Source organism: Mesorhizobium sp. BR1-1-6 (assembly GCF_020165355.1).
Lineage (GTDB): Bacteria > Pseudomonadota > Alphaproteobacteria > Rhizobiales > Rhizobiaceae > Mesorhizobium.
The window spans coordinates 1,016,943-1,034,677 of record NZ_JAIUHZ010000001.1 but is presented as its reverse complement, the minus strand read 5'-3'; the positions used below and the strand labels follow the sequence as shown (position 1 = coordinate 1,034,677).

The following is a 17,735-nucleotide window of genomic DNA, read 5'->3' as shown; positions in this document are numbered from 1 at the left end:
TGAATCGCCGTTTTTGCCTTCCCATTTCGATTCCACGCAGCCGGTCCTGGCTGTCTCCAACCGAAGGAATGGGAGAAAATGAACACATCTGCATTGATCCGCCCGGCCTGGACGCCGGCAACCATCGCGTTGATGGTGATCGGCTTCATGGTGTTCTGGCCGCTCGGCTTCGCCATGCTCGCCTACATCATCTGGGGCGACCGGCTCGAGGGCTTCAAGCGTGATGTCAACCGCGCGACCGACGGCATCTTCGCCGGCTGCCGCCGCGGTTCCGACAAAGCCGCGCGCTGGGGCCACGGCTCCGCCCGGACCGGCAACGTCGCGTTTGACGACTGGCGCGAAAAGGAGCTTGAACGCCTGGCCGAGGAACGCCGCAAGCTCGACGACATGTTGACCGAGTTCGACGACTACGCCCGCGAATTGCGTCGCGCCAAGGACCAGGACGAGTTCGATCGCTTCATGGCGAACCGCAACAAGTCGACCGCTCCGGCAAAGAGCGACCCGAGCACAGGCACGACCCCCACCAAGCGTGGCAAAGGCTCGAACCTGCTTGACGACTGAGGCTGAGCGACAGGCCCGATCGTGAAAAAACGGCGTCGCGCGAGCGGCGCCGTTTCTTTTTTGTTCTATTCGTTTTTCTCGAATCGCGTATCGTCCGGCCATGACCCTCGGATTCTTCCGCAATCTGACGAAGCCCAAGCCCACGCCTGTCGTGGAGAGAGAATACTGCGTTGCCGGCCGCACGCTGCCGCTCAAGATCGTCGAGAGCGCCAGGGCGCGGCGTCTGACGCTGCGCATCGATTCCAGCGGCCAGGGCCTGCGTATCACCGTGCCGCCGGGCCTGCACCGCGGCGAGGTGGAGCGGTTCCTCGATCGTCATCAGGACTGGCTGGAGCAGCGGCTGGCCAAGGTGCCGACACGGCCGCAGGTACGGCCAGGCATCAAGATACCAATCCGCGGCGTGCCGCACCGCATCGTGCATGAGCCGTCAAGGCGCGGCACCGTCACCGTGTCGCGCGACGAACGCGGCCCGCTGCTGATCGTGCATGGCGAGCGCATCCACCTGCCGCGCCGCATCGCCGATTTTTTGAAGCGCGAGGCCAAGAAGGAGATCGAGAAGCTGGTGGCCAGGCACACCGAAGCGCTTGGCAAGCGCGCCAAGGCGATCCGCTACAAGGATACGTCCAGCCGCTGGGGCTCGTGCACCTCCGAAGGCAATTTGTCCTTTTCCTGGCGCATCATGATGGCGCCGCCGCCCGTCATCAACTACCTCGTCGCGCATGAAGTAGCGCATCTGAAAGAGATGAACCACGGCCCGAAATTCTGGAAATTGTGCGAAAAGCTCTGCCCCGACACCGACCGCTGCAAGGACTGGCTGAAGCGCAATGGCGGGGCCTTGCAGGCGATCGTTTTCGAGTAGCGCAATGAAGCGTCGTACGGTGCCTGAGGATAGCTGTTGCGTGGTGATCCTTCACACCTCCTGTCGCGCCAGCGTTTACGTTCTTACTGGCCGCACGAACTCAATCGTCATTCGCGGCGTTCAGCTCTTCAGGCCGCAGCCCCTCTTCGCTATGATGCGGCCACGGTAAAAAATTCCGATCGAAGGCGTCGGTGTCGAAATAATCGAGCGCCCGATGCGCCTCGGCGCCGTTGAAGGCGGCCTTGTCCATCAAATGCGCGATCACCTCGCGCGCTTGCGCGATCTTCTGCCTGAGTTCGGCAACGGTTCTGTCAGTCATGATGTTCTCCCGCCTTGCATGCTTTCCCATGATAGGTAGCGCCTTTGGCCCTGCCGGCAAACAACATGCTTTTTCTCGACTCTGCCTCGATTTCATGTCAATTCCCGCGCCATGGCACTCGACGTCAAAATCTGCGGCTTGAAGACCGACCAGGCAATGGCCGCGGCGCTGGCCGGCGGCGCCAGCCATGTCGGCTTCATTTTCTTTGCCAAGAGCCCGCGTTACATCGAACCGGCTGCAGCCGGGCGGTTGCGCGAAGCGGCGCGCGGCAAGGCTTTGGCGGTTGCCGTTACCGTCGACGCCAACGACACTTTCCTGGACGACATCATCGACAGCATGCGCCCGGACATGCTGCAGCTGCACGGCTCGGAAACGCCCGAACGGGTGGCCGAACTGAAAGCCCGCTATGACCTGCCGGTCATGAAGGCGCTGCCGCTCAGCGAAGCCGCCGATCTCGAGCGCATCAAACCGTTCGTCGGGGTCGCGGACCGGTTCCTGTTCGACGCCAAGCCGCCGAAGGGCTCCGAGTTGCCGGGCGGCAATGGCGTTGCGTTCGACTGGCGCATCCTGACCGGCCTTGACGCCGGGCTCGATTACATGCTTTCCGGTGGGCTCAACGCCGCCAATATCGGCGATGCCCTTCGGCTTGCCAGCCCGCCCGGAATAGATATTTCCTCAGGCGTGGAAAGCGCGCCGGGCGTCAAGGATCCGGCGCTGATCGAGCAGTTTTTCCGGGCCGTCAAGGCAGTGCGAGACGACCGCGCCGCCTGACCGCCTCAAACCCGAGCATGTCCCGGAAAAGTGGAAACCGGTTTTCGACAGGACATGCTCAAGAAAATCGAGATGCCAGGAGATCGGCGATGAACAAGCCGGCGACACCCAATTCCTTCCGCACCGGACCCGACGAACAGGGCATGTTTGGCATTTTCGGCGGTCGTTTCGTGGCCGAAACGCTGATGCCGCTGATCCTCGACCTCGAACGGCACTGGAACGAGGTCAAGAACGATCCGGATTTCAGGGCCGAGCTCACCGATCTTTCGACCCATTATGCGGGGCGGCCGTCGAAGCTTTATTTCGCCGAAGGACTGACCAGGCATCTTCGTGAGGTTTCCTTGGCGAAGGGCATCGGGGGCGGCGCAAAGGTTTATTTCAAGCGCGAGGACCTGAACCATACCGGTTCGCACAAGATCAACAATTGCCTCGGCCAGATCCTGCTGGCCAAGCGCATGGGCAAGACGCGCATCATCGCCGAGACCGGGGCCGGCCAGCACGGCGTGGCGTCGGCCACCGTCGCGGCCCGTTTCGGCTTTCCCTGCGTCGTCTACATGGGTGCCACGGACGTTGCCCGCCAAAGCCCCAATGTCTTCCGCATGAAACTGCTCGGCGCCGAAGTGCGGCCGGTGACCGCTGGCCACGGCACGCTGAAGGACGCCATGAACGAGGCGCTGCGCGACTGGGTGACCAATGTCGAGGACACTTATTACCTGATCGGCACCGCCGCCGGCCCGCACCCCTATCCGGAGCTGGTGCGCGACTTCCAGTCGGTGATCGGTTCGGAGGCGCGCGCTCAGATCCTCGAGCAGGAAGGCCGGTTGCCCGACACCATCATCGCCGCCGTCGGCGGCGGCTCCAATGCCATCGGCCTGTTCCATCCGTTCCTCGACGACAAGGATGTCCGCATCATCGGCATCGAGGCTGGCGGGCGTGGCCTCGACGGCGTCGAGCACTGCGCCTCGATGAACGCCGGCGCGCCGGGGGTGCTGCATGGCAACCGCACCTATCTCCTGCAAAATGCCGACGGCCAGATCATGGACGGCCATTCGATCTCGGCCGGCCTCGATTACCCCGGCGTCGGCCCGGAGCATTCCTGGCTGCGCGACTCTGGCCGCGTCGAATATGTGCCGATCCTCGACGACGAGGCGCTGGAGGCCTTCAAGCTGACCACACGCGTCGAAGGCATCATCCCGGCGCTCGAATCGGCGCACGCCATCGCACATGCGGTGAAGATCGTGCCCGCCATGGACAAGGACCAGATCGTCATCGTCAACCTGTCCGGCCGCGGCGACAAGGACGTGCATACGGTGGCTTCGATGCTGGGCATGGAGATCTGATCATGGTGACCCGCATCGATCGCCGCATGGCAAAGCTCAAGAACGAAGGCCGCCCGGCGCTCGTCACCTATTTCATGGGCGGCGACCCGGACTATCAGACCTCGCTGTCGATCATGAAGGCGCTGCCAATGGCCGGCGCGGACATCATCGAACTCGGCATGCCGTTCTCCGATCCGATGGCCGATGGCCCGGCGATCCAGGCCGCGGGCTTGCGGGCGCTTAGAGGCGGCCAGACGCTGGTCAAGACGCTCAAGATGGCGGCTGACTTCCGCACCGGCGACAATGAGACGCCGATCGTTTTGATGGGCTACTACAATCCCATCTACATCTACGGCGTCGACCGCTTTCTCAAGGACGCACTGGCCAGCGGCATAGACGGGCTGATCGTCGTCGACCTGCCGCCTGAGATGGACGAGGAACTGTGCATCCCGGCGCTGAAAGCCGGCATTAACTTCATCCGGCTGGCGACACCGACCACCGACGACAAGCGCCTGCCCAAGGTGCTGCAGAACACGTCCGGCTTCGTCTATTACGTGTCGATGACCGGCATCACCGGTTCCGCGCTGGCCGACACCGGCAAGGTGGCTGCGGCGGTCAAGCGCATCAAGGGCCATACCGATCTGCCGGTCTGCGTCGGCTTCGGCGTCAAGACCGCCGAACAGGCGCGCGTCATCGGCGCCAATGCCGACGGTGTCGTCGTCGGCACCGCGATCGTCAATGCGGTCGCCAATGTGCTGGGGCCGAAGGGTGAAAAGACCGCCGACCCGGCCGAGGCCGTCGCCACGCTTGTCAGCGGCCTCGCGCAGGGCGTGCGCTCGGCCCGCCTTGCTGCCGCCGAATAGTTTTCCTACCTCAGATCTTGTGCACGTCGCCATCCCGGGCGGCATGCGCTGGATCGGTTTGCCGTTTCACGGAAACGCCGAACCGCTCTATCTTTTTGTTTTATCGCAATTCCGGACGGAAAACCGGTTCACACTTTTCCTGGAATTGCTCTAACTCTTCGTCAGGACAGGAGCCGAAGCGATGAACTGGATCACCAACTACGTTCGCCCGAAGATCAATTCGATGCTCGGCCGGCGCACCGACATGCCCGAGAACCTGTGGATCAAGGATCCCGAGACCGGGGAGATGGTGTTCCACAAGGATCTGGAATCCAACCAGTTCGTCATCCCGTCTTCGGGCCATCACATGAAGATCTCGGCCAAGGAGCGGCTGAAATACTTCCTCGACGACGGCAAGTACGAACAGCTCGAAAATCCCAAGGTCATGCTGGACCCGCTGAAATTCCGCGACGAGAAGCGCTACACCGACCGGTTGAAGGACGCCAAGGCCAAGACCGGCCTGGAAGATGCCATCGTCAACGCGCTGGGCACCGTAGAAGGCCTGCCGGTGGTGGTGACGGTTCAGGATTTTGCCTTCATGGGCGGTTCGCTCGGCATGGCCGCGGGCGACGCCATCGTTCATGCCTTCGAGGTGGCCGTGCAGCGCAAGCGGCCGCTGATCCTGTTTGCCGCTTCCGGCGGCGCGCGCATGCAGGAAGGCATCCTGTCGCTGATGCAATTGCCGCGCACCACGGTCGGCGTCGACCGGCTGAAGGAAGCCGGCCTTCCCTACATCGTCGTGCTGACCAATCCGACGACCGGCGGCGTCACTGCCTCCTACGCCATGCTGGGCGACGTGCATATAGCCGAGCCCGGCGCACTGATCGGCTTCGCCGGACCGCGTGTCATCGAGCAGACCATCCGGGAAAAACTGCCGGACGGCTTCCAGCGCTCCGAATATCTGATGGAGCACGGCATGGTCGACATGGTGGTGTCGCGACTGGAGATGCGCCGGACCATCGCGCGGCTCTTGAAGATGCTGCTCAAGATGCCGGAAGAGCACAAGCCCCTGGAGCCGGAAATCCTGCCGCCGGCGGTGGTCGCGACGGAAGCACGGCCGCAGGCCTGACGCGACACTCTTTGCCGCGAACCGCGATTGCGCGCGATCCATCGCGCGCTTAGGACTCTTACATGACCACGCTTGCCGCCGACCGTGAAATCGAAGCGCTGATGGCGCTTCACCCGAAAGGCTTCGACCTTTCGCTCGACCGCATTTCACGGCTGCTGGAGCGGCTGGGCAATCCTCAGGACTTGCTGCCGCCGGTGATCCACATCGCCGGTACCAACGGCAAGGGCTCCTGCGCCGCCTTCTCGCGGGCGCTTCTGGAAGCGTCCGGCCGGCTCGTGCACGTGCACACCTCGCCGCATCTGGTCAGCTGGCACGAGCGCTACCGGCTGGCGGCCGATGGCGGCGGCAGGTTGGTCGAGGACGATATCTTCGCCGAGGCCATCGCCCGCGTCGCCAAGGCCAATGGCGGCGAGAAGATCACCGTTTTCGAGATCCTCACCGCCGTCACCTTCATCCTGTTTTCGGAGCATCCGGCCGATGCCGCCATCGTCGAGGTCGGTCTCGGCGGCCGCTTCGACGCCACCAATGTCATCGCCAGGCCGGCTGTCTCGGTGATCATGCCGGTGTCGATGGACCACGAAGCCTATCTCGGCGACCGCGTCGAACTGATCGCGGCCGAGAAGGCCGGCATCATCAAGCGCGGCTGCCCGGTGGTCATCGGGGCGCAGGAAACCGAGGCGGCGCAGCAGGTGCTGATCGAAACCGCCGAGCGGCTCGGCTGCCCGACCCTGATCTATGGACAGGATTTCCTCGCCTTCGAGGAGAACGGCCGCATGGTCTATCAAGACGATGATGGCTTGATGGATCTGCCTCCGCCGCGGCTGCCCGGGCGCCACCAGTTCGCCAACGCGGCCGCCGCGATCGCCGCCGTCAAGGCAGCCGGCTTCGAGATCAGCCACCGTGCCGCCGAGAAGGCGATGACCACTGTCGCCTGGCCGGGGCGGATGCAGAAGCTGTCGCAAGGCAGGCTGACGGAACTGGCGCCCAAGGGCGCCGACATCTGGCTCGACGGCGGCCACAATCCGGGCGCCGGCGTGGTCGTCGCCGAGGCGCTGGCCGAACAGGAAGAGAAGAACCCCAGGCCGCTTTTTCTCATCTCCGGCATGATCAACACCAAGGACCAGAGCGGCTATTTCCGCGCCTTCAATGGCCTCGCCCGGCACGTCTATACGGTGCCGGTGAGCCTGAGCGACGCCAGCGTGCCGAACGACGAACTGGCGGCCCGCGCCACGGAGGCCGGGCTTACGGCCGAGCCGGTGAGTTCCGTCGCCAGCGCGCTGATGTTGCTGCGCGACACCTGGGACGGCCCGCCGCCGCGAATCCTGATCGGCGGCTCGCTCTATCTGGCTGGCGCGGTGTTGGCGGAGAACGGCACGCCGCCGACGTGACGTGGCGATAATCGGAAATCTATCCTACCCGCCGCCGGAAAACGATCTCGGCTTGGGAAAACGTCATGGCACAACGTATCAAAGACGCTTCGCGTGAATCCGTTTCAACGCTAGAAATCCCACGGTGAGATCAGGTCGAGGTTGGCCGCGCCAAAATCATTGAGGTTGCGCGTCGCCAGCCGACCACCATTTACACGCACGATCGCGGCGATCATGCCATCGGGAGCCGACATTCCACGGCCCAGGCGGCTGGCGGTTCCCATAATCTCCCCGTAAGCCAGCGCAGCCTCTTCCGTCAGCCCAAAAATCCGGTCGGCGAAGCGACGGCGCCATTGAGAAAGCCCCTGCTCCAGGCGATCCGCACGCTCATCAGGTCGGATTTTGTGAATGCCGAAAGCGACTTCAGCAATCGTCACCGTGGGCCAATTCAGCATCGTTGCGGACAAGCCAGGCGAGAACGGCTTCGTCCGGTGCCTTCTTGAGTGTCTCCGAAATCACATCGGTGTCGACGAAAATCAAAGCTCGGGTCCAGCATGAACCAGGCGGCCGTCGCGGATGATTTCCTTCAGATCGATATCGACGCCACAACTGGCCGTGAGGCGGGCGTAGAAGGTGGTGGCGGGCTCGCGTCCCGCCTCACGGATCTCGTACGATTCAAGCGCTCGCTTGACGACATCTGCTATCGAGCGATTTTCGCGACGAGCAAGTCTATGAGCCAGGTCGCGTGCTTTTGCGCTACGGACCGAGAGCTGAGGTTCGGCCATCTCAAACTCCGTTGTTGGAAGACATATATACCGGTTTCCGCTGCGGTATTCGAGGCGAACGCCGCTATTTCAGCTCGATCTCAATGAAGGCATATTCGCCCTCATTGGCGCTGATGACGTCGTGCTCGACGCCTTCCCTGCGGAAATAGGGCGCGCCTTTCTTCATTTCGGCGAAGGATTCGCCGTCCTTGGTCAGAAGCTTTACCTTGCCGTCCATCAGCGGCACGACAACATAGTCGTGGCCATGGCGGTGCCAGCCGGTGTTGTCGCCCGGCTGAAAGCGGTATTCCGTGACGATGACGCGCTCATTGTCGATGAAGACGGTGGCCTTGGCGGATCCGGTCATTTTTCCTCTCCCTGCATCTGCTGCCAGCAGAAGACATGGAGGCCCCGGACGTCAGGGCCAGAGCGGGCGACCAATGACGCCAACAAAAAGCCCGGCGCGATCGGCCGGGCTTGATGTCAGGAATTTCGGATTGATCAGGCGAGATTACCGTTGATCCAGTGCGACAGCGCGGTCTTGGGCGCGGCGCCAACCTTCACATCGGCTCTTTCGCCGCCCTTGAAGATCATCAGCGTCGGGATCGAGCGCACGCCGAATTCCGCTGCCAGTTCGGGATTCTCGTCGATGTTGAGCTTGGCGATCTTCACCTTGCTGCCGAGCTCATTGGCGATGTCTTCCAGCGCCGGCGCGATCATCTTGCAGGGACCGCACCATTCCGCCCAGAAATCCACCACGACCGGCTCCTTGGCGTCGAGCACAGCGGTCTGGAAATTGTTCTTGTCGACCTTGACGGTAGCCATGCGGAAATCCTTTCGAAATTTTTCCTCGCACCAAATGTGGTGGTTGCCGCGCCCTTCTTCAAGCAGTTCTTGTGTCACGCTCGCGTGAGTCGGGCAAGAGCGTCATCCATGGCCCGAGCCGGCAGTTCGATCAGCCGCGGCGCCTCCGTGAACAGCAAGGCCGCCGTGACTTCGCGGCCGGGATAGAGCGGCCGCAGCAAGGCGCGATAGAGCGCGAGCTGCAGCAGATAGGCGGGCGGAACCTCGCCCAGCGAGGCGGGCGCCGGCCGATTGGTCTTGTAGTCGATGATGGATACGCGGTCCGGCGTCACCGCCACCCTGTCGATCTTGCCGGAAATCGAGCGTTTCGTGCCCTTGACGTCGAGGCTGCCCATGACCGCCACTTCGGCGCGCGAAGAGGGTCCGAAAAGCGGCGCGAAACGCGGATCGGCAAGGATCGCCATCACCGAGGCGACCGCCTTTTCGCACTCGCCGGCCGGCCATTGCGCGCCGGCGCGGGCGAGATAACGTTCGGCTGCGCCCTGGCGTTCGTCTTGCGCCACGCCGGGCAGCATCTGCAGCAGTTTGTGCAGCGCCAGGCCTCGCATGACGGCGAAGCCGGGTTCGGCGTCGCCGTCCAGCACTGGCGAGCCGGTGTCGATGACGCTTTCCTTGCCCTCGTCGATCAGGGCGGAGGCTCCGGATGGCGACAGCGGGCGCGGCAGGTCCTCGTATGGCGGCAGCGGCTTGAACAAGATTTCGGGCGGCGGCCCGAAGTCCCGCGTCTGCCTGGCTTCGCTCTCGGCGACCGGTGCAAACGGCGGCAATCCGGTCACCTGGAAGCGATGCACTGAGACGCCGCCGCCGGCCGGATGCGGATACTCGGCACTCTCCGGCGCCCCGACCAGGGCACGGCTGACGAGCGAATGCCAGGTGCCGGTGTTCGGCGCGCGCTTGCCGTGATAACCGCAGACGATCAGCCTGTCCTCGGCCCGGGTCATGCCGACATAGAGCAGCCGCCGGTACTCGTCATCGGCGAGATCGCGCGCCCTTGCCGCGGCAGCCTTCGAAATGCCGTTGGCGACGTCGCTGGCCGAGCGCCAGAGAAAGCCCTTGCCGCTCCAGTTCAGCCCCGAACCCTCGAACGGCATCAGGCGCGGCAGGTGCTGATCGCTGAACGGAGCCGAACCGCCATCGACCAGGAAGACGACAGGCGCTTCGAGCCCCTTGGCTGCATGCACGGTCATGACGCGGACCTCGTCGCGGGTCTGGTCCATCTCGCGCTTGATTTCTGGGCCGGCGCTCTCCAGCGTCGACAGGAAGGCTGCCAGCCCGGGTAAGCCGGCCCGCTCCTCGGCAAGGCAGAAACTCAGGAATTCGTCGAGAATGTCGCCGGCCTCCGGCCCGAGCCGCGCAACCATCTTGCGGCGCACGCCACCGCGTGCCAGCAGGCCGGCATAGAATTCGAACACCGGCTTGAAGACGGCCTCGTTGGCCCAGATGTCGAGTTGAGCGGCGACCGCCGCGAGCGCTTCGCTTTGGCTGGCATGCTGGCGCAGGGACCCGGCCAGCGACAGGCCGGGTGGTCTTTGCGCGGCCAGTGTGAAAAGCATCTCTTCCGACAGATCGAAGATCGGGCTCCGCAGCACGGCGGCGAGCGACAGATCGTCCTGCGGCTGGATCAGGAAATGGCCGAGCGCGATCAGGTCCTTGACCGCGATGTGGCCGGGCAGGCTCAACCGGTCCGCGCCGGCGACCGGGATGTCACGACGTTTCAGGGCACGCGTCAGTGCATGAACGAAGCGATCGCGCTTGCGCACCAGCACCAGCACGTCGCCAGGGCGCAGCCTCTTGCCGCGGCCTTCGATGACCTCGCCATTGCCGATCCAGCCGGCAATGGTGGCGGCGACGTTTTCGGCAACCCTAACCGCCGGCGCGCGGGCATGGTCGACCGCCTGCGTCCAGTCGTCCGGCTCGTCGACGACATCGGCGCCGATGGATGGCCAGACCTCGACATAGCCCGGCGCATCGGTGCGTATCGCCTTGTGGCTCAGCGGGTCGGGGTCATGGCTGATGCCGCGCCGCACGACCGGATCGGCGAAGACACGGTCGACAGCGGCCAGAACATCGTCGGTCGAGCGGAACGACCAGGTGAGCTTCAGATCGGCGAAGGGCGCATCGGCGTCGCGCACCTTGCTTGCAAACAGGAGCCTGCTGTCGGCGAAGGAATCCGGCGCCGCTCCCTGGAAGGAATAGATCGACTGTTTTTCGTCGCCGACAGCGAAGATCGTCCGATGCGCGGTGTCTCGGGCGCCGATGCCGGCAAAGAATTCCTCGGCCAGCCGCTTCACCACCTCCCATTGGTCGGGGCTGGTGTCCTGCGCCTCGTCGAGCAGAATGTGGTCGATGCCCTGGTCGAGCTTGTATTGCACCCACGGGCCGGCATCGGGCCTGGCCAGGAGACTGACGGTGCGGGTGATCAGGTCGTTGAAGTCGAGGAACCCGCGGCCACGCTTCAACTGCTCGTAGCGGGCGACCAGCCAGTCGGCCAGCGTCAGCGCGGCGCGCGTGCCCTCCAGCATCCGGAACAGGGCGAGCCGGTCGACCGTCTCGACGATTGCGGTGGTCGCCGAGAGATAGCGCTCCGCCAGGTCCGGCAGCCGGTCGAGCAGCGCCTTCTTGAAGGCCTTGGCTGGATCGTAGACGTCGCCGTCGGCCTTCAGGAAAGCCCGCGAAAGCAGCTGCAGGCGGCGCACGGGGTCGGTTTCCGCGAAAGCCAGGCGCGCATGAGGCAAGATGTTGTTGAGCACCGTCCTGGCGTCGGCGGCCTCCGCCGCCTGGGCGAAGCCGGCAAAATAATCCGGCAGGAAGCCGGGCAGCGGCCAGATGGCGGCCGCTATGCCTTCGGCGGTCTGGCCGGGGCGGAATTGGAATTCGTCGAACAGCGTCTGGAAGTTCGGGCCGCCTCGATCGATTTCACCGATGAAGGCGCCCAGTTCGTCGCGCTTGCGGACGATCTCACCCAGCAAAGCGTCGAGCCCGGCCTCGCCACCGCGCTCGAGCACGGCGGCGAAAGCTTCGGCGAGGTTCGGCCGATCCGCCGCGCTGCCCGAAATCATTTCACGGCGCGCGGCGGCGAACAACGATGCCTCCATCTGCGGGTCGAGCATCTCGAAATGCGCGGGGATGTTGGCTTCCAGCGGGAACTGGTGCAGCACCGATTCGCAGAAGGCATGAATGGTCTGGATCTTCAGGCCGCCGGGCGTTTCCAGCGCCTCGGCAAACAGGCGGCGGGCGCGGCGCATGGTTTCGCGGTCGGGCCGGCGGCCATCGAGCGCCTCGACCCTCACCGCCAATTCGGCATCGCCGAGCGCGGTCCATTCCGACAATGTCGAGAAAACCCGGTTCGACATGTTGGCGGCGGCGGCGCGCGTATAGGTCAGGCACAGTATCTTCGACGGATCGGTGCCGCGAAGCAGGAGGCGGATGACGCGCTGGGCCAGCACATGGGTCTTGCCGGACCCGGCATTGGCCGACACCCAGGCGGAATTCCTCGGATCCGAGGCGCTGGCCTGCCTGGAGGCGGTTTCGCCGGGGATGGGATAGGCTTTCTTCATGCCTCCCCTCCCTCGTCATCCGCATCGCCGCCCGCCGACCATTCGAGCACGCGGGCGAGATGGTCGTAGTTGCCGTCGGTCTCGCCTTCGCGGAACGGCAGTGCCCGCGACAGGTAGCCGGCCGCCGGATCGGCATAGTGGATGAGCAATTTCTCCAGCCGCGCCCAGGCCTCCTCGGCGAGGTCCGTGGCGGTGCGTGGCTGCCGGTTGTATTCGAGGATCGATTCCTCGAAAACCTCGCCATTCGGCTTCAGCCTGACAAAAGCCAATTGCGAGGGCTCGCGCGCGCCGAGTTCCTGGAAAGCGCCGCGCCTGAGCAACGCGCCCTCCAGGGCCAGTTGCGGCGACAGCAGCGTGTGCGCCTGCGCCTTGGAAGGCGAGGAGCCGGTCTTGTAGTCCAATATGTCGGCCATGCCGCCATGGAGAAGATCGACCCGGTCGGCATAGCCCGACAGGGTGATCCCGGATTGGCCGACCATGGTCTTGCCCGCTCGCGCCTCGGCGTGGCGCCGGGCCACGGCTCCAGCGCGGCCGCGTTCCCATTCGATGATGCTGGCGGCGAGCTTTTCGAAACGCGGCCACCAGACCGCCTCGACATCGGTGGGAAGTGCTGCCTCGGCGAAGCAGGTTCGGCCGGCGGCGAGCAGGCCGGCCAGCGCATCGGGAGCACGCGGATCGGCCACGCTGCCCGAGAACAGATGCAGGATGGCGTGGAACAGCGTGCCGCGCTCGGCCGCACCCGGGTCGCGGATGACCGGGTCGAGCGGCAGCAGGCCGAGGATGCGCCTGGCATAGATGGCGTAGGGATCGCGACGCAGCGTCTCGATCTCGGTGACCGAGAAATGGGTTGGACGCAGCGCGACCGGCGGCTTCGGCTGCGGGCGCGGCGCGAAGTCCCGCCGCGGGCCGGTATCGAGCGCGCGCGCCCAGGCGATGAGCTCGTCGCCGCGTTCGGCAAGCTTGGCTGCCTGGTCCTTGCCGATATAAGTGAGAATGCGCTGCAGCCAGCGCGAGGGCACGGCGGGCGCGTCACCGGCGCGTGCGGAGCGCGACAGCACCACCTTCGCCGCCCCCATGGCCATCTGGAAATCATGCGCGGCAAGCCCAATGCGCCGTTCGGGCGGCTCCAGGTCGATGCCGGTCTTCATCAGCCGCGACATGAAGCGGTCGCTTTCGGGTTTGCGCGGCCACACGCCTTCGTTCATGCCGCCGATGACCAACGTGTCGACATTCTGCAAGCGGGCTTCCAGCGCCCCCCAGATGGCAACGTTCCTGTCTGTGCCTTGCGCCGGCTTGACCGTCTCGGGCGCGATCAGCGCCGCCATGACATCTGGCCATTCGTCGGCGGCAAACGACAGCGGCACGGACGCCGCGACCAGTCCACGCAACAGGTCGGCCAGTTTCTCTCCGGCATCGCCGGCATAGAGTGCGCCAAGCCCGCCATCGGCCGCACGGCCTAGATTTTCCAGCACCACGACGCTGGCCTCGACCAGCGCCACAAGACCGGCGTCGGCCTGGCCGCGAAAGGCGGCAAGCGGCGCCAGCGCTTCGTTGAGATGTCCAAGCAAATTCCGCGCGCCTTCGATGGCGCGCACGGTCAGCCGGGCAAACCAGAAAGGCCGCCTGCTGTCGCCGCCGAGATCAACCAAGCGGGCCTCGAACAGATCCGGCAGCGACGCGATGTCGGGGCGGCCGGTGCCGCCGCGCAGCGCCACCAGCTCGATCAGTTCCGCCGCATGGCGAACGCTCGCCCGGTCCAGGCCAAGGGCAAGCAGGGGATGCTTGAGCAGCGACAACAGGCCGACCGGGTCACCGGGGCGGAACACCGCCTGCAACGCCAGCCCAAGCAGGCCGGCGGCGGGCGTGTTGGAAAGCGGCACACCGCCGGAATCGTCGGCGACGACGCCGAAGCGGGCGAGTTCGACCGAGACGCGGCGCGCCAGCGCCCGGTCGCCGGTAACGAGAGCCGCCCTTTGGCCGGGCTGCTCGACGGCGCGCTTGAGCGCAACGGCGATCGCCACGGCCTCATCGCGTTCGCCGGCCGCTTCCAGCAGGCTCACGCCGGAGAATGCCTGCTCGATGTCGGAGGGGGAAAAGCCGCTGCGCGTCTCGGCCCACAATTCGGTGGTCTCGGCCGGCCGCAGCGCTTCGCCGACGAGGGCGGCGCGAAGCGCGAGTTCATGTCCGGCCGCGCCGATCTCCTCGACATCGCCGCGCAGCACACCGATGGTGCCGATCAGCTTGGCGAGGCCGTATTGCGGATGGCCGAGCACGGCCGGACGTGCGCCCGGCGCCGTGATGGCCTGGAAAGACGGTTCATCCATCGTCCGGTCGAGGCCTGGCAGCACGATGGCTCCTCCCGCCAAGCGGGCGATTGCGGCCAGCAGCTCTGCCGTGGCGGGGATGGAGCCGGTGGAACCGGCGGCGATAACCGGCCCGGCGGGCGGATTGCGCCGCAGCCGCGCCGCTTCCAGCCGGATCAGGGCGCTGCGATGCGCGGCCGGGTTGGAGAGGTTCCGTTCCCCAAGGAATTTCGGCCAGGCTTCGGTGACGATGCCGAGGAAATCGAGCGTGACCTGCCACCATCCCGCGAGATTGCCGCTCACCAGATCGGCGAGCCGCGTCCAGTCCGTGCCTTCCGTCTCGATCTCATCCATAAGCCGGGCGAGATCGCGCGCCAGCCAGATCGCATCGGCGGCGGAGGCCGGAATGACGATCTCCTCATCGAAAAGCGCCGCCACATGCGCCGGCAGCCGGCGTTTCCAGGCACGCACCAGCGGCGCCAGCAGCAACAGGCGTTCGGTTGCCGCGATCGGCGGCGCGAGGTCGATGGCGGCCGACGCTTCCGTCTCGAACGCGGCCTCGTCCTCATCGAACTCGCCGAGCGGCCGGATGACCGGCAGAATCGCCGAACCGCCGCCGCCCCTCGCCGACAGGCTGTCGACGAAGACGCCGCGCAAGGCGCGCGCGGCGCGCCGCGTCGGCACATAGATGGTGACATCGGCCAAGGCGAGCGGGTCGCCATCGAAGCGAAAGCCCGGAACAAGACGCCCGGCCAGCAGCGCCTCGGCAAGCGTCGGCAGAAACGGCGCACCGGGGGGAATGGAGAAAACGCGGCCCGGGCCGCTCATTGCGACTCGGCTAGCGCGTCGGCGACCGCCGCTTCCGCGCTCGCAATGGCGTCAGGCGTGCCGACGGTGATCCAATGGCCATGCATCGGCATGCCGAACAGCCGGCCGGCGGCGATCGCCTTGTCGAAGTAGGTGTTAAGCGAATGAGGTTCCGGCAAGGCACCCTTGAAGATGCGCGGATGGACGATCGCCGCCCCGGCATAGATCAGGCCCGCCGGATCGCCTTTGGAACGCCGCAGGGTGCCGTCCGGCGCCACCAGGAAGTCGGTGCTGCCGCAGTGTCCGGTCGCCTGATGGAGATCCGCCAGCATCAGCAGAATATCCATTTTCGCGGCATCCCATGCAAGGGCGAGACGGTTGAGATTGAGCGTTCCTTGGTCGATCCAGAAGGTGTCGGCGTTGAGGATGTAGAAGGGCTGTTGGCCGAGCTCCGGCAGCGCCTTGACGATGCCGCCGGCGGAATCGAGCAACCGCTCGCTCTCGTCCGAAATGACGATCCGCGGAGCATGGCGCGCGCCGAGATGGGCGACGATCTGTTCGGGAAGATAGTGCACGTTGACGACGGCCTTGCCGATGCCGGCCGCGGCGAGACTGTCGAGGCCCCAGTCGAGCAGCGTCTTGCCGGCGATCCTGACCAGCGGCTTGGGGATCGTGTCGGTGATCGGCCGCATGCGCTTGCCGAGCCCTGCGGCAAGCACTATCGCAGTTTTGGGCACGATCGCTGCGTCCGGTATCGATGTCACGGCGTTTGCTCCTCCAGCAGACCGTGAGCGGTATAGAACTCGCGAAGGCCGGCCAAGGCAGGATGAGACAGCGCCCGGCGCAGATAGTCGCGGATACGCGGCAAGTGCTTCAGATAATAGGGCTTGCCGTCGCGTTTTTCGAGCCGGACGAAGATGCCGAGGATCTTGGAATTGCGCTGCGCCGCCATGATCGCATAGGCCTCGAGGAATGCCGCCTCGTCAAATGGGCCGGCCGCGTGGCGGGCGGCGACATAGGCATCGAGCGTGCGTTTCTCGATGCCTGGCGGGATGGTGACGCGCGCGTCCATGGCCAGCGAGGCCACGTCGTAAGCGGCGGGGCCGATCAACGCGTCCTGGATATCGACGATACCGAGCCGGTCATGGCCGGAGCGCTCAGCGCGCCAGATGATGTTCGGCGAATGAAAGTCACGCAGCATCAGCGTGTATTGGCTGTCAGCGAGGCGGTCGAGAACCGCGTTCCACTCCTTGTGGTAGCCGACGCGCAAGGCATCGCCCGCCGGAGCGCCCGTCAGCATCGGCACGTACCAATCGACCAGCAGGTCCGCCTCGATCAGCATGGCGTCGCGGTCGAAGGGCGGCACATCGTGAAACAGGCCGGGCGCGGCCTCCATCCGGTGGGGCCAGGTCTTGCCATGCATCATGGCGAGCAGTTCGGCCGCCGCCTCATAGCGCCCGGCGACCGGCCTGCCATGCCCGTCCAGGAAACCTTCGGAGCCCAGATGTTCGAGCAGCAGGAATCCCTGGTCGAGATCCTGCGCATGGATTTCGGGAACGCTGACCCCGGCGGCGAGCAGCGCGCGGTCGATGGCGGCGAAGGCTGACACCGACTGGGCGGTGTGGGCGATGACGCCATAGGGCTTGCCGTCGCGCACCGGCGGGCCCAGCACCAGCCGCGGCGAGTTCATCAGCACCCTCGCGGCATGGCCTGGAAGCGAGACAATTTCGTAGGAGCGGGCAGAGGCATCGCCGATGAAATGGCGGCGGCTGGCCTCGCCCCATCCAGCGCCTTCGAGGAAATCACGCATGGCGAGCGACCGCGCCACCCGATCGTAGGCAGCGCCTTGCCCGGACAGTCTCGCCAATCGGCCATCGCCATGCTGGACGAGTTCGATCAGCACGGCGGTCCCAGGCAAATAACCCTCGGCCCGTTCCGGCCATTCGACAAGGGCCGCGCCTTGCGCCAACGCCTCGTCGAAGCCCAGTTCATCGAGCTCGGCTGCCGAGGACAGGCGGTAGAGGTCGAAATGATGGACCGGGATGCGCGTATCGTAGCTTTGCACAAGGGTGAAGGTAGGACTCGGCACGTCGAGACCGGCATCGTCGGCCAAGGCCCTGATCAGAGCCCGCGCCAGCGTCGATTTGCCCGCGCCGAGATCGCCCTTCAGCGCCAGGACGTCGCCGGCGCGCAACGCCAGCGCCAGATCCTCACCCAGCCGCGCTGTCTGTGTTTCGTCGGCGAGTAAACGCTCGAGCATCAATGCGGCCATC

Annotated in this window: 15 protein-coding genes and 1 pseudogene; 7 read left to right on the top strand and 9 right to left on the bottom strand. The window is 65.3% G+C overall.

The genetic code is table 11. The features are described from left to right. The first annotated feature begins 78 nt into the window (after positions 1-78). Both LB545_RS05075 and LB545_RS05070 read left to right on the top strand, forming a co-directional pair. Positions 79-561 carry a DUF2852 domain-containing protein gene (locus tag LB545_RS05075; protein ID WP_140491148.1) on the top strand — a complete coding sequence of 161 codons (483 nt, stop codon included), beginning with the start codon at positions 79-81 and terminating at the stop codon, positions 559-561. Positions 562-661: 100 nt separating this feature from the next. Beyond that, complete coding sequence (locus tag LB545_RS05070; protein WP_224704553.1) at positions 662-1,420, top strand: M48 family metallopeptidase; 759 nt, start codon at positions 662-664, stop codon at positions 1,418-1,420. Between the two features lie 100 nt (positions 1,421-1,520). On the opposite strand, the gene LB545_RS05065 is transcribed toward LB545_RS05070, so the two are convergent. Then, entirely contained in the window at positions 1,521-1,739 is a 219-nt protein-coding gene (locus tag LB545_RS05065; protein ID WP_140491152.1) for a hypothetical protein, read from the bottom strand. A 111-nt stretch (positions 1,740-1,850) separates the two neighbouring features. On the opposite strand from LB545_RS05065, the gene LB545_RS05060 reads away from it, so the two are divergent. The 5 genes from LB545_RS05060 (at position 1,851) to LB545_RS05040 (ending at position 7,188) form a co-directional block, all read left to right on the top strand. Then, positions 1,851-2,510: a phosphoribosylanthranilate isomerase gene (locus LB545_RS05060; protein ID WP_140554553.1), complete on the top strand. Its 660-nt coding sequence runs from the start codon at positions 1,851-1,853 to the stop codon at positions 2,508-2,510. Between the two features lie 89 nt (positions 2,511-2,599). Further along, on the top strand, positions 2,600-3,850 hold the full coding sequence (gene trpB / locus LB545_RS05055) for a tryptophan synthase subunit beta (RefSeq protein WP_224681955.1): 1,251 nt from the start codon (positions 2,600-2,602) through the stop codon (positions 3,848-3,850). Positions 3,851-3,852: 2 nt separating this feature from the next. Continuing rightward, entirely contained in the window at positions 3,853-4,692 is an 840-nt protein-coding gene (gene trpA / locus LB545_RS05050; protein ID WP_140554555.1) for a tryptophan synthase subunit alpha, read from the top strand. 181 nt (positions 4,693-4,873) lie between these two features. Next, on the top strand, positions 4,874-5,800 hold the full coding sequence (gene accD / locus LB545_RS05045) for an acetyl-CoA carboxylase, carboxyltransferase subunit beta (protein WP_140491161.1): 927 nt from the start codon (positions 4,874-4,876) through the stop codon (positions 5,798-5,800). 62 nt (positions 5,801-5,862) lie between these two features. Further along, positions 5,863-7,188, top strand: a complete 1,326-nt coding sequence (locus LB545_RS05040; RefSeq protein ID WP_140517758.1) for a bifunctional folylpolyglutamate synthase/dihydrofolate synthase — start codon at positions 5,863-5,865, stop codon at positions 7,186-7,188. Positions 7,189-7,298: 110 nt separating this feature from the next. On the opposite strand, the pseudogene LB545_RS05035 reads toward LB545_RS05040, so the two are convergent. From LB545_RS05035 to tsaE, 8 genes and pseudogenes are all read right to left on the bottom strand, one after another. Then, positions 7,299-7,707 (bottom strand): annotated as a pseudogene (locus LB545_RS05035) (PIN domain-containing protein). Continuing rightward, positions 7,704-7,952, bottom strand: coding sequence for a type II toxin-antitoxin system VapB family antitoxin (locus LB545_RS05030; RefSeq protein WP_224704551.1), 249 nt, complete (start codon positions 7,950-7,952; stop codon positions 7,704-7,706). The pseudogene LB545_RS05035 and the gene LB545_RS05030 overlap by 4 nt, the downstream one beginning before the upstream one ends. 64 nt (positions 7,953-8,016) lie before the next feature. After that, positions 8,017-8,298, bottom strand: a complete 282-nt coding sequence (locus LB545_RS05025; protein ID WP_140524093.1) for a cupin domain-containing protein — start codon at positions 8,296-8,298, stop codon at positions 8,017-8,019. A 134-nt stretch (positions 8,299-8,432) separates the two neighbouring features. Then, positions 8,433-8,756, bottom strand: a complete 324-nt coding sequence (trxA, locus tag LB545_RS05020) for a thioredoxin (RefSeq protein ID WP_140491167.1) — start codon at positions 8,754-8,756, stop codon at positions 8,433-8,435. 74 nt (positions 8,757-8,830) lie between these two features. Further along, positions 8,831-12,352 (bottom strand): double-strand break repair helicase AddA, encoded by a 3,522-nt coding sequence (addA, locus tag LB545_RS05015; protein WP_224704550.1) that lies wholly within the window; start codon positions 12,350-12,352, stop codon positions 8,831-8,833. Then, positions 12,349-15,483: a double-strand break repair protein AddB gene (gene addB / locus LB545_RS05010; protein WP_224704549.1), complete on the bottom strand. Its 3,135-nt coding sequence runs from the start codon at positions 15,481-15,483 to the stop codon at positions 12,349-12,351. Before addB ends, addA begins: the two co-directional genes overlap by 4 nt. Then, the gene (locus LB545_RS05005) at positions 15,480-16,226 is read right to left on the bottom strand and encodes a nucleotidyltransferase family protein (RefSeq protein ID WP_281406004.1); all 747 of its coding nucleotides are present in this window, start codon (positions 16,224-16,226) and stop codon (positions 15,480-15,482) included. Before LB545_RS05005 ends, addB begins: the two co-directional genes overlap by 4 nt. After that, positions 16,223-17,734, bottom strand: coding sequence for a tRNA (adenosine(37)-N6)-threonylcarbamoyltransferase complex ATPase subunit type 1 TsaE (gene tsaE / locus LB545_RS05000; RefSeq protein ID WP_140625502.1), 1,512 nt, complete (start codon positions 17,732-17,734; stop codon positions 16,223-16,225). The genes LB545_RS05005 and tsaE overlap by 4 nt, the downstream gene beginning before the upstream one ends. Between the last annotated feature and the right edge of the window lies 1 nt (position 17,735).

Coding starts and splice junctions, on each gene's coding strand:
- LB545_RS05075 (WP_140491148.1), top strand. CDS start 79: ATGAACACATCTGCATTGATCCGCCCGGCCTGGACGCCGGCAACCATC.
- LB545_RS05070 (WP_224704553.1), top strand. CDS start 662: ATGACCCTCGGATTCTTCCGCAATCTGACGAAGCCCAAGCCCACGCCT.
- LB545_RS05065 (WP_140491152.1), bottom strand. CDS start 1,739: ATGACTGACAGAACCGTTGCCGAACTCAGGCAGAAGATCGCGCAAGCG.
- LB545_RS05060 (WP_140554553.1), top strand. CDS start 1,851: ATGGCACTCGACGTCAAAATCTGCGGCTTGAAGACCGACCAGGCAATG.
- trpB (WP_224681955.1), top strand. CDS start 2,600: ATGAACAAGCCGGCGACACCCAATTCCTTCCGCACCGGACCCGACGAA.
- trpA (WP_140554555.1), top strand. CDS start 3,853: ATGGTGACCCGCATCGATCGCCGCATGGCAAAGCTCAAGAACGAAGGC.
- accD (WP_140491161.1), top strand. CDS start 4,874: ATGAACTGGATCACCAACTACGTTCGCCCGAAGATCAATTCGATGCTC.
- LB545_RS05040 (WP_140517758.1), top strand. CDS start 5,863: ATGACCACGCTTGCCGCCGACCGTGAAATCGAAGCGCTGATGGCGCTT.
- LB545_RS05030 (WP_224704551.1), bottom strand. CDS start 7,952: ATGGCCGAACCTCAGCTCTCGGTCCGTAGCGCAAAAGCACGCGACCTG.
- LB545_RS05025 (WP_140524093.1), bottom strand. CDS start 8,298: ATGACCGGATCCGCCAAGGCCACCGTCTTCATCGACAATGAGCGCGTC.
- trxA (WP_140491167.1), bottom strand. CDS start 8,756: ATGGCTACCGTCAAGGTCGACAAGAACAATTTCCAGACCGCTGTGCTC.
- addA (WP_224704550.1), bottom strand. CDS start 12,352: ATGAAGAAAGCCTATCCCATCCCCGGCGAAACCGCCTCCAGGCAGGCC.
- addB (WP_224704549.1), bottom strand. CDS start 15,483: ATGAGCGGCCCGGGCCGCGTTTTCTCCATTCCCCCCGGTGCGCCGTTT.
- tsaE (WP_140625502.1), bottom strand. CDS start 17,734: ATGGCCGCATTGATGCTCGAGCGTTTACTCGCCGACGAAACACAGACA.